Raw genomic sequence first — 13,786 nt, forward strand, 5'->3', positions numbered from 1 at the left:
ACCAGTGCTTCGGCAGAGATAGACGCCGGTCGTTGGCCTGCATAACAGATATACCTATCGGCCAGCAATCCCGCCCGGTCCCCTCTCTTTCGCAACTGCACTCGCGCTATTTGATCCGCTGTCGGCTGCTTTTGCCCACGCCCCGGCTATCCCGGCGGCAGCAGGAGCGGCATCGGAACGAAGACGCGGCATTCGAACCAAGACGGTGTCGCAATGCGGCGAGCTACCGCTGGGATTTCGCCCTCCTGGCCAGGCCGACAGAACGAGCAGCAAACGCCGCTACCTCCGCGGTCGGTTAGGCGTACTCTCTGACACATTCTTCGGCCGATGATCCGCAATCGTGAACGCCGGGCCTGCGTCAATATCAACGCCGTGCCCCATCCACCTTGCGCTCAGCGAGCACCATGCTATCTGTTACGACATTCGACCAGAGCCGTGGGGCGGCAGCGCGAGACTTGTCTGGTGTCCGGCCGGATCGGATCGTGGCTTTCCGAGCCAGGGAGTCAAGCCAAGCGGGGCCGCCTTGCGTCGAAGCGAGGGCCCGATCAACACTTGAGTCGCTTATTGCTGCTAAGACGTCAATCGACATGTCGAGACGACAGCTGGTGAGCTGAGCTTAGCGGAAATTGAAGCATGCAGTCAGAACTCAGCCAGTGCCTCGCAAAATGCCGCGGCGCTCTTCTATCGGTCGGCATTCTCAGCGGGGTCGCCAATATCCTCGCCTTGACGGGCTCGATATTCATGCTGGTCGTGTATGATCGCGTGATCCCCAGCGGCAGCGTGCCCACGCTGGTTTCCCTCGGACTGATCGCGCTCGCCATCTACGGCTTCCAGGCGTATGTCGATATCACCCGCTCCCGGATGCTGACCAGGATTGGTCTCGTCATCAAGGAATCGTTCAGCGCCCGAATCTACAGCATGATCGTCCGCAATGCGGCGAGCGGCCGCAGCAACTCTTCAGGTGTCGTGCGCGATCTGGACCAGATTCACAATTACTTGTCGTCCATGGGGCCGACCGCGCTGTTCGATCTGCCCTGGATCCCGATCTATCTGGGGATCTGCTTTGCATTCAACTTCTACATCGGAATCAGCGTTCTCTGCGGTGCCCTCGTGCTTGTCGGCATCACGATCATCAGCGACATTCGCACAAAGGGGCCGTCGCGCACGCTCAATGAGGCGATGAACAAACGCAGCACCATGATGCAGGCGAGCCAGAACAATGCGGAGACCCTGCAGTCCATGGGCATGACGCTGGCAATGGCGGCCTCCTGGAACAACATTGGCAGTTCCATCAGCAAGATCAGCCGCGAGATGGCCGACACCACGTCGACGCTCGGCACCCTGTCGCGCATTTCCCGCCTGGCACTGCAATCGTTCGTGCTCGGCGTCGGCGCTTATCTCGTCATCAACCAGGAGGCCACCGGCGGGATCATGATCGCCAGTTCCATCCTCGCAGCTCGGGCCTTGGCGCCGATCGAGATGACGATCGGTCACTGGAAAAACCTGGTCTCTGCCCGACAGAGTTGGAAGCGGCTGGACGAACTGTTCTCCCGGAACCCGCCCGAGACGGTTCGTTTTGCGCTCCCCGCCCCAGAGAAGACATTCTCCTGCGAGGGCATCACGCTTGCCCCACCGAACGTCCACCGGATCATCGTGCGCGACGTGTCCTTCCGCTTGCGCGCCGGAGAGGGGTTGGGGATTATCGGCGCGACCGGTTCGGGCAAGTCCACTTTAGTGCGTGCGCTCGTCGGTCTCTGGCCGGCCGTGGCTGGCGTGGTGCGACTGGATGGCGTTGCGCTGTCACAGTGGTCGTCGACCGAGCGCGGCCGGTTCATCGGCTATCTGCCGCAAAACGTCTCGCTGTTTGAAGGGACCATCGCGCAGAACATTTCCCGGTTCGATCCCAATGCCGACGCCGGAATGATCGCCAATGTCGCCCGCGAGGCGGGTGTGCACGACATGATCACGCGCCTTCCCGAAGGCTACGACACGATGATCGGGGAGAACGGCGGCGGGCTCTCCGGCGGCCAGAGCCAGCGCATCGGGCTTGCCCGCGCGCTCTATGGAGATCCGTTTCTGATCATCCTGGACGAACCCAATTCCAATCTCGACAGCGATGGCGAAGCGGCACTGGTTCAGGGCATGGAAGCGGCACGGGCCCGAGGCGCTGTCTTGGTGATTGTCGCCCATCGTCCGAGCGTGCTTTCCGCGGTCAACTACGTCATGATCATGAGCGAAGGGCGAATGCAGCGCTATGGACCCCGCGATGAAATCCTCGAACTGCTCAGTCCCAAACATCCCCCCGCAGTCGTGAACGCAGCTTAGTGAATGGCAATCTTAGGACGCGGACGAAAGATGAACCAGCAATCGGTAGCCACGGTCAGCCCGGCAGCGCTGACGCCCGCCCGAAGGCTTGACGTGGGCCGGTCGCATCCGCCGGCGCCCCTGTTGACGCTGGAAATGGTGCCGGCCGATCAGACCGAAAGCTTTCGTCATCTGCGTCGCACCATGGCGGTCGGCACGCTGGTTGTCTTCGGCACGACGCTCGCCATCGGCCTGTTCATCGCCAAGACCGTGATAGCGGGTGCGGTCGTCGGACAAGGCACGCTGGTGGTCGAAACAGGGCCCAAAAAGGTGCAGCATCAGACCGGCGGCATCGTCAAGCAGTTGCTTGTCGCCGATGGCGATCAGGTAACGGCCGGGCAGCCGCTTGTGGTTCTCGATCAGGTCGTTACGGATGCACAGTTAAATGCTGTCAGCAGCAGTCTGGTGCAACAGAGCGCACGTCTCGACCGGCTGGTCGCCGAGCGCGACGGCCTGGCAGACCTCATCTTTCCCAGCATTTCCCAGGCAGTCCTGCTGCGGAACCCCGAATATGAGAGCTTTCTCGATATCGAGCGGCGGCAGTTCGCCCTCCGGCGCGAAGGTCGCGACGGCCAGCGCCAGCAGCTTTCCGAGCGGGTACGGCAGACGGAAGAGCAGGTCCGCGGCGACGAAGCGCAGCGCGATGCGAAAATATCAGAGGCAAACGTCGTGAGAGACGAGCTGACGGGCCTGCGCAGCCTGTTCAAGAAGAAACTCGTGCCCTATGCGCGACTTTCGGAGATGGAGCGGGCGCTGTCGCAGCTCGAAGGCGACAAGGGCGCGCTGACCTCTTCCATCGCGAGCGGCAAGGGCAGAATGGCCGAGCTCGAGCTCCAGATCCTGCAGGTCGATCAGAACTTCCGGTCTGACCTGACGGACCAGATTTCGGCGACCCAGCAACAGGTTTCGGATCTTTCGGAGCGACAGATCATTGCCGAGGATGCGCGCATGCGCAGCGTCATCACGGCGCCGCAGGACGGTACGGTCAACCAGCTGGCGATCCACACGGTCGGCGGGGTGATCCAACCGGCCGAAACCTTGATGGTCGTCGTGCCGAAGAACGATCAGCTGATCGGCGAGATCAAGGTGCGGCCCAGCGACATCGACCAGATCTATCCCGGCTTGCCCTCGGAGATCCATTTCTCGGCATTCGATCGGGGAACGACACCCGCCATCAACGGGGTTGTCTCGTCGGTCTCAGCTGATCTGCTGGAGGACAAGCAAAGCGGCGCCAAGTATTACCTGGCAAAAATACGCTCTGACGACGCCGAGCTGCAAAAGCTCGATCACCTGAAGCTCGTGCCGGGCATGCCTCTGGAAGTTTTCATCCATACTAGCGACAGAACCATCGCTTCCTACTTGGTCAAGCCGTTGACTGACCAGATGAACCGGGCATTTCGCTAGAGCATGACCCCGAAAGGCGGTTCCAGCTTTCGGAAAAGATCATGCGAGGACAAGGACCTAAAGCGGATCGGCGATGCAAGGAAAAGTCATCCCGCTTTAGGGCTGGGTTGCAGCCCCGACTCGTTACCGTGAGCCCCGACGACCAAGGCATGCAGTCGGGCCCGATGGTTGACGCCGTCGTGCCGCCTGTCCGGTGAAAACGGGTGGGCTCCAGCTGCGACGTTTGGCTCGGCAAACGCTAAAGCAAGACGGGTCGATTGCTTCGGCTCAAATCGAGCCTATGTAAAAAGCCCAAGAGTTGAAGGAAATGAGATGACCGCTGAATATAGGCTGGCCGCCGTGGCCATAGTCTCCGTCTTGCTCGCGACACCAGTTTATGCGCAGACCCCGGATCGCACGGTCGATACCACTCGACGCAATCAGGCAAACTATCTCATTGAACAGCGGGGAACGCGCGAAATTCAGCCGGAGGCACGGCAGTTCGACCGTGCCCTTCGCCTTCAGCAACGGCTGGATGCGCGTCGTCCCCTGGGCCTTGAACCGAATGCCGGACAAACGTCGCGGCCCGCCAATGCGTCCGATCCGAGGAGCGATGTCGTCAAAACCCAGTGACGGGTGCGACCCGCGGGTCTGCTGATGGGGCGGGCGCGACGGGCCGGTGCTGAGAACGCCGGGTTCTACCCTTGGGCCGAGCGGAATCCGCCGAGAGCATGATCCCGAAAAGTGGCTTCCGGCTTTCGGAAAGAGATCCTGCGGAAACAAAGACCTAAGGCGGGACGGCGATTCGAAGAAAAGCCATTCCGCTTGAGAGCATGGGCTGGCGGATCGCTGGATGCGGTCCGACGGGGCGGCCGAAGCCTGTCTGTACCGCTCAAGAAAAAGAGCCGGGCCTGGTGAGGCTCGGCTCTTTATATGCGAGACTACGATTATACGCGAGACTGCGATTGGAGTCGCAGTCGCAGGCAGGTCAGCTGAACGTGTAGTCGCCTGCGCTCAGTGTCAGGCCATTGGCCGACTTGATCGCCAAGATGAAGCTGTCGCCGGCATCGTTGGTGATCTGATAGTAGTCGACATTGCCATGCGCTGGGTTTCGCGCGTGGGCGGTGTCGGTCATCAGTTCGAAAGTGGCGCCCTCGCCAAAGCCCGTAAGGCGCAGCGTGTCCGTGCCGGTGGCAGACCATGTGTTGGCGTTGCCGCCGTTGGCGCCTTCGAAGTCCCAAACATAATCCTGCGGAGCGCCGGCCGAACCGTCGAAATCGTGGATGTTGAAGGCGAAAGTGTCGTTGCCGGTTCCGCCATAGAGACGGTCGACGCCCTTGCCGCCAATGATCGTGTCGTTGCCAGCGCCGCCATCGATGTTGTCGGACCCAAGGCCGCCATACAACCGGTCGTTGCCAGAGTTTCCATAGATCGTATCATTACCCTTGCCAGAGTCGATGATATCGTTCGCCGAGTTGTTGGCGTCAGCATTGGAAAAGCCGAAGCCCGAAATTACTGCCATAGGTGCCCCTGTGAAAATCCGAGCTATGAAACGGTCTGCTCAGTGGCGATATAAATCGCTTCCTTAACATTGAGTCAACCGCAATCGTGGAGAATTTTTTAACTGTATCGATAAATTTTTACGAAATATTAATTTTAACAAGTGCCTTATTGGTGCTGGATTTGGATGTAAGAATCTAGATTTTTGGTAGATGTCATGGGCCCGGATGTCCCTGGCTATGATGTAATTTGCTAGGATTTTGCGATCGGTTTTCAAAAATAGTCGGAGAAATAGTCTGGCGCCGAGTCATGGCAAGGGCCAGCTGGCTGAAAGGCTGCCACGGGCAGCAAAGCGCCGTTGCGTCATCGCGTGATCGAATCCCATCGGCAATCAATGAGCGGCTCACGACAGACGAAAGTTGTCAGTATCCCAAAGCGTCGGCAGACGGGCTTCAGAGTTCCAGGCATCCGGACGCGGGACGGGGCAGCCACAGCGGATTGAGATCAGTCGACTGTCCGCGCGGCCGCCGCACGGTCGTCATGGCTAGAAACGCGAGAGGCAATTCGATCATTAAACCGCTCGACTGAGCGAGTATAATCCCGCTCGATCTTGGCCTGAGAAAATGATGCGGCCGAAAATCGTCGATGCCCGGCGTCTGTGATGCCGGATATCGGGGCCGCCGTGATCGTCGTCTTGGCAAGACCGCGGTGGCCGCCGGCCCAGTGAGGAGTGTGGGCGTCTAATCGTCAAGACACCGGTCAGGTTGATGGCCATGCCTGCAACGAGCCGAGCCCGACGAACAGGCACTCCTTTGCCTGGCCGCGGCCAGTGTCCCGCCGTCAAACCTTCGGCAAAGCGCCGACCGCAGGTGAGCCGATCCTGGGCGCAGGCCATCGGCCACCACGCGCCCGGCTTCGCCTCGACAGGCATCCGAAATCACACGCTGTCGAAATCGTTGGGCACCTTTCGCCCAGCGTCTTCTGTTTCAGATCTCAGAAGACGCTGTGCCAGATTCGCGGGTTTTCACGCGAGGCGATCTTTTCCCAGGTCAGATCGGTCTTGCGCCATGAGCGCAGGCTGTTGTTGCGGTTGTCGAGGACTATGTCGCCGTCATTGGTGCTGACCAGGAGAACCGCGTGGCCTTCGCCGGACGGAGTGTGAGCAACCGCCAAACGCAGGGCCGAACTCGGAACACCCTGGGCCAGGAGCTTCCGGCGCTTGGTCAAGGCGAAATCTTCGCAGTCGCCTGAGGCCGCATCGGCTTGCCAGACGTCTTTGGCTTCCCTTTTCGGACGGATGCTGCGGTTCACGCGCCGGTTTGTCTCCGCGACCATCTCCCGGTTCTCTTTCGTCCACTTGAGGACGGCCGGGGTGCTCGATCGGCAGTCGTCCGGGTTGTTGACGCAGAACTGGATGTAGGAAAACGGGGCGAGGGCGGGGCGCCCCTGTCCGATCCATTTCGTCACGGCATACGGGGCGCTCTGGTGCGCCAGACCGACGATTCCGCCAGCCTGTGCTGTGTTCATCGGCGCAGCGGCCAAAGCCAGTGCGGACAAGCGGATGCCCAGTTTCTTGATGGTCATAGCTAGACGCTCCATGATTTCTCCTGAGGCAAGGAAAACATGGATCGGCCTGCGATCCGGTTCAGTAATTTCATCAAATTTGAACGAAGTTGCAGGGAACAAGCGCTGTTTTGGCCGGACAGTTGGGCAGGGGCTTTTAGTGCGGATTGAGTTTAGTTTCGCCATGGTCTGAATTGGCGAAGTTTTTGCATTCGGCTGGTGGGACATTGACGATGATGTTTTAGATGGCTTCGCGGAGATCGTCTCGGTTGGAGCGACGTCGTCCGCTACACTACGGACGTCAGGCGGCCGGTGGGCATCAGCCATGCCTTGCGCGCCAGGACCCCTCGCGCGACGACCATCAGTCTCGGCGTCCATGTCTGCTCGAGCGGGTCACGATCAGTTCGAGACGTCCGGCCGAACATCTTCTCGAGTGGGGATTCATCTCCTTCGCCACAGGCGCGGCTTCGCCTGCCTCGTCGAGCAGAATGTGCTGGACTCTGCGCTGAGGTAATCGACATCGCCGCCCGGTGCATTCTTCGGCTCGCGGGTGTCTCGCTCAGATTGAGCGCGGGGTGAAAAAGTGGGAACCGGTTTTTCGCAGTATCCGGCGCGGCAACTTGAAAGCCAGCGTTTCGCGCGATCCCGGAAAATCACCCGAAACGCTAGGTCGGGCTTCGCCCTGGGGGCAGCCCGATCTTAGTCGAGAAGCGCCGATTGCCTCGGCCCCATATCAGCTGGATGCGTAGATCAATAGTGCGGTCCAGAAAACAGCGCAGACGCCGAGGGCGGCAGTCCGGACGAACTTGCCGGAGTTTCCGGACGTAGCGCTGAGGGCGGTCGTCTGTTCGTCGTCTGCCTGCAGGCCTCCCAGTCCTCCTGTCACTTCCGGGGCTGGGGATTGTGCGGGCACCGTGGCCAGTCCGACGGGCACTGAGGGTTGGTTCTCGAAGGGCGCCCGCAGGAAAACCGCGCTGACGGTTGCCTTCGACATCTCCTCCGCAAACTTGCATCCGAACAGGCCATCGCTGGCCCAGGCCACCTGTGCAGACCGGAGCCCTAGGTCCGGAATTTCGACATGCAACCATTCGCCGAGCGCCAAATCCGCCTTTGTTTCGACTAGAAGGCCGGACTCGGAAAGGTTGTGGATGATCGCCTGAGTTTGGCCGCTGACCTCAATCGCTGCATTGACCGGCAGATATAGCGTCCGTCGCGGCTTTCCCCGAAAATCCGACGTTTCGAAGAATGCCTCTTGAGCTAGCAGCGCCATGAAATCCATGCCTTTATTTGAGAGCGGGACGTCTTTCGATCCCGCCCCTTGTTGCAGTATCCGGCACCCCTCGGGGATAATCGGGGCCCGCCGTCGCTCGTGTCCTGTTCGGCGCCGTGCCGACAATTCGTTCAAATGACAGCCATCAGACGAGCCTGAAGACGGCGCCGAGATCGCCAATGAGTGCCAGTCGCGCGGCTGCTCCGCCACATCACAACCCTGTATCCAATTTTTGCCTGAGAATGCTTTTAGGAAACCGTTAGAATGAAACGCATTTGCACGTTTTCGACCGTGTATTGAGTGTCCTGATGCCGCTCAACTTGTTCCGATGGACGCCCTGACGGGGCGTAGCCGCATCTTGTGCGCGCTGCAGCCGCCCTTGTGCTTCCTTACGGCGATGAGGATTCATTTGGGAACGGGGTCGGGGAGGCGCGGCGCCTCGAGGATATTGATGATCGCCGAGAGATGGCGGACATGTCGGGCTGAAAGGACGCCTGCGAGACCTTTTATTTCCACGCCGCGGCCTTGATGGCAGGCAGGCGCAGGCGATCATAGAGGTGGCTCGGTCTGTCTGCACAGGCTCGCCGGCTCGCCAGGTCGTGTCCGTCAACGTGGTGGAAATTGAGTGTAGCTGAAGCGGCTCCGTTTCAGGCGACTTCGGTGGAAATCTGTTCGGGTTTTGCAGTGTTGCCCATGGCCATGAGGTCGGCCATGGGTTCGGTCTGCATGTAGCGGTTCTGGATCTGCCATTCGTCGTTGGCCTCGAGAAGGACGGCGCCGATGAGCCGGATGATGGATCCCTCGTTCGGGAAGATTCCGACGACGTCGGCACGCCGCTTCACCTCCTTGTTCAGGCGCTCCAGGGAATTCGTCGAATGGATCCGGGTCCGGTGCTGACTGGGAAAATCCATGTGCGCCAGCACGTCGGTCTCGCTGTTGTCGATGAAGGCCCCGAGCTTTGGACACTTTCCCCGAAGCTGGTCGGCGACGTGGCGCAGCGCCTGGCTGGCGCTAGCACGATCGGGCTGGGCGAAGGCTTGGCGCAGCGCGGCCGCCGCCATGCTCTGCTGCGCCTTCGGGACATACGACAGGGCGTTGCGCATCCAATGCACCCGGCAGCGCTGCCAGGAGGCGCTGAACACCCGGCGAATGGCGGCTTTCAGCCCTTCGTGAGCATCCGAGATCACGAGCTTCACGCCGGACAGGCCGCGGCGCACGAGGCTCTTGAGGAAGCTCGACCAAAACGTCTCCGCTTCCGAGGGGCCGATGTGAAGGCCGACGATCTCGCGCTTGCCGTCCGTGTTCACGGCCACGGCGATTATGGCGGCGACCGAAACGATGCGTCCACCCTCGCGCTGCTTCAGGTAGGTCGCATCCAGCCAGAGGTAGGGCCAGTCGCCAGTGAGAGGACGGTCGAGGAAGCCGCCGACGCGTTCGTCGATGTCTTTGCACAGCTTCGATACGGTGCTCTTGCCGATCCCCGACAGCCCCATGGCCTGTACCAGATCGTCGACCCGCCGGGTGGAAACGCCGCTGATCCAAGCTTCCTGAATGACGGCAACCAAGGCCTTCTCCGAGAGCTTTCTCGGCTCCAGGAACGGCGGGAAGTAGCTGCCCTGCCGAAGCTTGGGTATCCGAAGCTGCAACGAGCCGAGCCGCGTGTCGAGCGAGCGGTCGCGGTAGCCATTGCGATAAGTCGCCCGTTCCTGCGTCCGTTCGTGGCGCCCGGCGCCGATCATGCCTTCAACGTCGACCTCCATAAGGAGCTGCATCACGCTCTCGGCTATCGTTCTCAGGAAATCGCCGTCCCCGGCTTTCGCAAAAAGCTCGGCAAGCGGTAGTCTGTCCTCGGTCATCGGGTTCTCCGGTCAGGTTGAAGTCTCGCAACTCCACCTTAGCCGCCCTATCCGGTGACCGCCTCAGCCACACCTTTCAATGTCGGAATTTCCACCACGAGCGCGGACACTACCGGCTCGCCAAGTGGATTGTCTGCTGAGCCTATGCCGCCGCGGGATGCGGCAGGTTGAGGCAAGCGTGGTCAGGGGGCTTCCGGTCCAGGCTCACGTGCGGGAGTCTGCCGTTCTAGAAGGCCTCTATGACACTCGACGCGCCACCGCAGAATGGACGCAGAACATCAACACTGCGAGACCGGATAGCTGTTTCGATACCAGACCAGCCGGTCTTCGCCCAAATCCTCACCGCAACCGGATCGGACGCTTCGCTCGGTTTGGGCTTCGCGTCTCCGTCGGTTGCTCAACCCGCACCCTGCGACGTAGCAGAAACGGTCGAGGATCATTGCCGCTCAATGACAATTCAGTGCAGGTCACCGACGCACTCATCATCAATGGCCCACCGAAATATACAAGGTGTAAATCATTATCCAAATCGTCAGGCACACTAAAATGGCCACTAGTCTTATCGACGATCCACGCACGAAGAATCCTCATGCCCAACACAAATTTCAAATAGTAATATTTATATAAAGTGAAAAAAATCAAAATCAAAATCACAAATGATGTCGTTTCGGCGGGGTAGTAGTTAGTGATGAACCCAATTCGAAATACCCAAGCAATTCCAGCAGATTGTGGTTCCTTCAATGGCGGGGCAGGAAGGGGCCGACAATGCCTTGAAGCTCTTAGAGCCCGATCCGAAAGTTGTTGAGCAATACCAGTATGTTGTGATTCAGGCCGTCTTTGCGAGGAGATGGAGTGAACGATGGCATGGTCTGGTATTGCCCGGCGCGAGCATAGCCGGGAGGGGTTGCGGTATCCAAGCGATATGACGGATCGGGAGTGGATGGTGACGGCTCCGTTTATCCCAGCCGCGAAACGCGGAGGGCGGCGCCGCTCGGCGGACATGCGCGAAGTTGTGAACGCCTTGCTCTACATCGCATCGAGCGGATGTGCATGGCGGCTGTTGCCCAAATGCTTTCCGCCGGTTTCGACGGTGCGGCGCTATTTTTACGCGTGGCGCGATGCCGGTCTGTTCGATGCGATCAACATGGCGCTGGTCATGAGCCTGCGCGAAATCGAAGGACGCGAAGCCTCGCCCAGTGCCGGTGTCATCGATAGCCAGTCGGTCAAAACCACGGAAAGCGGCGGGATTTGCGGCTATGACGCCGGCAAGAAGATCAAGGGCCGCAAGCGCCATATCCTCACCGACACCTGCGGCTTCCTGGTCATGATTCTCGTGCATGCCGCCGATATTCAAGACCGGGACGGCGCCGTCGATGTGCTCAAGGCGATACGCCGGCGTTTCCCGTGGCTGCGCCATGTCTTCGCCGATGGCGGTTACGCCGGGCAGAAACTGCGCGACGCGATCGCCCGCCATGGCGACTGGACCATCGAGATCATCAAGCGATCAGATGTCGCCAAAGGCTTCGAGATCCTGCCTCGACGGTGGGTCGTCGAGCGCACTTTCGCGTGGCTCGGACGATGCCGCCGCCTCGCAAAAGACTGGGAAACTTCCGTCTCCTCTTCAACCGCATGGGCGCTGATCGCCTCCATCCGCATGCTTACCCGGCGAACCGCAAGATATTGCTACGCTTGAGAAACTTCTGAATCGGGCTCTTAGGCGTGCTGGTCTGCGCCGGCTTGTGGACGAGGTTCGAGCGTCTCAAGAAGCGTCGACCAGCCGAGCCTGTCTGCCCTCAAGGTCGACCCGGTCGCCCTACACCTAACGATCCCGACGCAGCGATTAGGCCTTCCTCGTGAAGCGTATTCAAGAGATTGCCGAGGCGCGGGTACGCTGAATTTCCCCGCTTCCGCGGATAGATAGAGGGTTGGCATTCTGCCGGGCGGCAATCGCGGCGATTTCTGGCATTCGGCCGGTGGTTCGTCGCCGAGGGCCGAATGTCTGCGTCCGAGATTGTACCAAGCCTTCGATGGAGCTGAAGACGGCCATGCGGGCGGCGGTCTGGGTGGGCGAACTTGCGGCAATCGAGCCGCTCGCAATCGCGCGACGATCCGCTCAGGAAGCTCGGCCGGATGGGGATCTCGTTCTCGGCATTTAGACACGTCCCTTCGATCGTCGGATCGTGTCCCCGAAACCGGGGGAACTCCACCCGGATCGGACCCAGTACACCGGGGGCGACATTCGCGGGCGGGCGGCGCCCCCAAGGCTCGGCATCAAAAAGACCAAATTTCGCGCCCAAGACGTTAACCATGGAGGATTGGTCAGTAGTCCCCATCATCATGAATCTAAATGAAAATTTGCTCAATGTGTTGCGCTGCAGCATCACTTATCCCGTAACGAAGCTTTTCGGCTAAGAGAGAGTGCATTTCAGCAGACAATTAAATTCAAACCCTGATACCAATCGGCCGCCAGCGAACGAGCTTCTGTTGGAATGGGTCAAATGGGCGCGATCTCGGCATCGACAAAAGGGACTGCAATTTATGGGTCATGCTGGATGGATGCTGACATCGGGAGCGATGGCTGCGTTTGTGGGCCTTTCCGGTTGCACGGCGCTGCCTCGGTCGGGGCCGGATGACACGCTCATCCGAAAGCAGGCGACACTTTATTTCGCGGCTGCGGCCGACCAGAAACCACTCCTCAACTATGCTCTCGTCGACCTGACGCCAACCGTGCTGACCTACTTTCCGACGAGCAAGGTCGAGTCGTTCAGCAGGGGATTTGGGGCCACGAAGCGCAAGCCGCCGGAACTGCCGCTCGGAAGTGGCGATGTGGTCGCGGTGACAATTTTCGAGTCGTCGGCAGGTGGCTTGTTCATTCCGGCAGAGTCGGGAACCCGCCCTGGAAACTATGTGACCTTGCCGCAGCAGCGGGTCGACACGCGGGGAATGATCAGCGTTCCCTATGCTGGCGAAGTGCCGGCCGCAGGTCGGCTTCCAGCGGCCGTCGAGGCAGACATTCGGTCCCGCCTGGCCGATCGGGCGATCGAGCCTCAGGTGGTCATCAATGTGGTGACCAGCACGTCGAGCCAGGCTGCGGTTCTGGGTGACGTCAATGGGGCGGCCCGGTTCGAGGTGACTGCTGGCGGCGAGCGCGTGCTCGACCTCATTTCGCGGGCCGGCGGCATCAGCTCTCCGAGCCGGGAAACCACGGTGACGCTGCAGCGCAACGGAACGACGGCAACGGTTCCGTTCGACCTGCTGCTGGAAAAGCCGGAAGAGAACATCTTCGTTTATCCCGGCGACACGATCTACGCCAACCGAGACCGGCGAACCTTCCTGGCGTTCGGCGCTTCCGGGCTAAACGGCCGGATCGATTTCGAGGAGTCCAATCTCACTTTGGCCGAGGCGGTCGGCAAGGCGGGTGGCCTTCTGGATGCGCGCGCCGATCCGGGTCAGGTATTCCTCTACCGCCTCGTCTCGCCGGAAGTCCTTGCCAAGATCGGGATGCCGGTCGCGGCGAAGGCGACGGGTGGATTCCCGGTGATCTTCCGCGTCGACATGCGCGATCCGTCGACGTATTTCCTTGCGCAGCAGTTTGCGATGCAGGACAAGGACATCCTCTACGTGTCCAACTCTGACTCGACCGAGGTCGTTAAGTTCCTGAGCGTAATAAACTCGGTGTCGTCAGGCGTTGCCGGGCCTGCCGTCGACATCGCTTCGGGGCGGACCGCCGTCAACATCATCCGGAATTGAGCGGGGCGCCGGTGGCGGCGCTCCCCTTTCCCCGCTACGCCTCGGAAGGTACGTCGCAGTCAGCGGGTCGCCTTTGCTAACCAAATGGTAAGTTCTGCCA

The 13,786-nt window shown here is 60.3% G+C and carries 9 protein-coding genes; 5 read left to right on the forward strand and 4 right to left on the reverse strand.

Annotated features, from left to right (window positions below; all coding sequences use genetic code 11):
* Nucleotides 1–633 precede the first annotated feature (633 nt).
* The 3 genes from Sa4125_RS04525 (at nt 634) to Sa4125_RS04535 (ending at nt 4,380) form a co-directional block, all read left to right on the forward strand.
* Nucleotides 634–2,325 carry a type I secretion system permease/ATPase gene (locus Sa4125_RS04525; RefSeq protein WP_224004116.1) on the forward strand — a complete coding sequence of 564 codons (1,692 nt, stop codon included), beginning with the start codon at nt 634–636 and terminating at the stop codon, nt 2,323–2,325.
* Nucleotides 2,326–2,355: 30 nt separating this feature from the next.
* Nucleotides 2,356–3,768 carry an HlyD family type I secretion periplasmic adaptor subunit gene (locus Sa4125_RS04530; RefSeq protein ID WP_224004118.1) on the forward strand — a complete coding sequence of 471 codons (1,413 nt, stop codon included), beginning with the start codon at nt 2,356–2,358 and terminating at the stop codon, nt 3,766–3,768.
* Nucleotides 3,769–4,080: 312 nt separating this feature from the next.
* Nucleotides 4,081–4,380, forward strand: a complete 300-nt coding sequence (locus Sa4125_RS04535) for a hypothetical protein (RefSeq protein WP_224004120.1) — start codon at nt 4,081–4,083, stop codon at nt 4,378–4,380.
* Nucleotides 4,381–4,735: 355 nt separating this feature from the next.
* Here the strand turns inward: Sa4125_RS04535 and Sa4125_RS04540 are convergent, their stop codons facing one another.
* From Sa4125_RS04540 to Sa4125_RS04555, 4 genes are all read right to left on the reverse strand, one after another.
* Complete coding sequence (locus Sa4125_RS04540) at nt 4,736–5,269, reverse strand: calcium-binding protein (protein ID WP_224004122.1); 534 nt, start codon at nt 5,267–5,269, stop codon at nt 4,736–4,738.
* A 971-nt stretch (nt 5,270–6,240) separates the two neighbouring features.
* Nucleotides 6,241–6,831: a transglutaminase-like cysteine peptidase gene (locus Sa4125_RS04545; RefSeq protein ID WP_224004124.1), complete on the reverse strand. Its 591-nt coding sequence runs from the start codon at nt 6,829–6,831 to the stop codon at nt 6,241–6,243.
* Nucleotides 6,832–7,543: 712 nt separating this feature from the next.
* Complete coding sequence (locus Sa4125_RS04550; protein ID WP_224004126.1) at nt 7,544–8,089, reverse strand: PilZ domain-containing protein; 546 nt, start codon at nt 8,087–8,089, stop codon at nt 7,544–7,546.
* Nucleotides 8,090–8,727: 638 nt separating this feature from the next.
* Nucleotides 8,728–9,936 (reverse strand): IS256 family transposase, encoded by a 1,209-nt coding sequence (locus Sa4125_RS04555; RefSeq protein WP_223998301.1) that lies wholly within the window; start codon nt 9,934–9,936, stop codon nt 8,728–8,730.
* A gap of 859 nt (nt 9,937–10,795) precedes the next feature.
* Between Sa4125_RS04555 and Sa4125_RS04560 the strand changes: the two genes are divergently transcribed.
* Both Sa4125_RS04560 and Sa4125_RS04565 read left to right on the forward strand, forming a co-directional pair.
* Nucleotides 10,796–11,629 carry an IS5 family transposase gene (locus tag Sa4125_RS04560; RefSeq protein ID WP_223999936.1) on the forward strand — a complete coding sequence of 278 codons (834 nt, stop codon included), beginning with the start codon at nt 10,796–10,798 and terminating at the stop codon, nt 11,627–11,629.
* Between the two features lie 881 nt (nt 11,630–12,510).
* Complete coding sequence (locus Sa4125_RS04565; protein WP_224004128.1) at nt 12,511–13,686, forward strand: polysaccharide biosynthesis/export family protein; 1,176 nt, start codon at nt 12,511–12,513, stop codon at nt 13,684–13,686.
* Nucleotides 13,687–13,786: the final 100 nt, after the last annotated feature.

It is taken from the genome of Aureimonas sp. SA4125 (assembly GCF_019973775.1).
Taxonomy (GTDB): domain Bacteria; phylum Pseudomonadota; class Alphaproteobacteria; order Rhizobiales; family Rhizobiaceae; genus Plantimonas.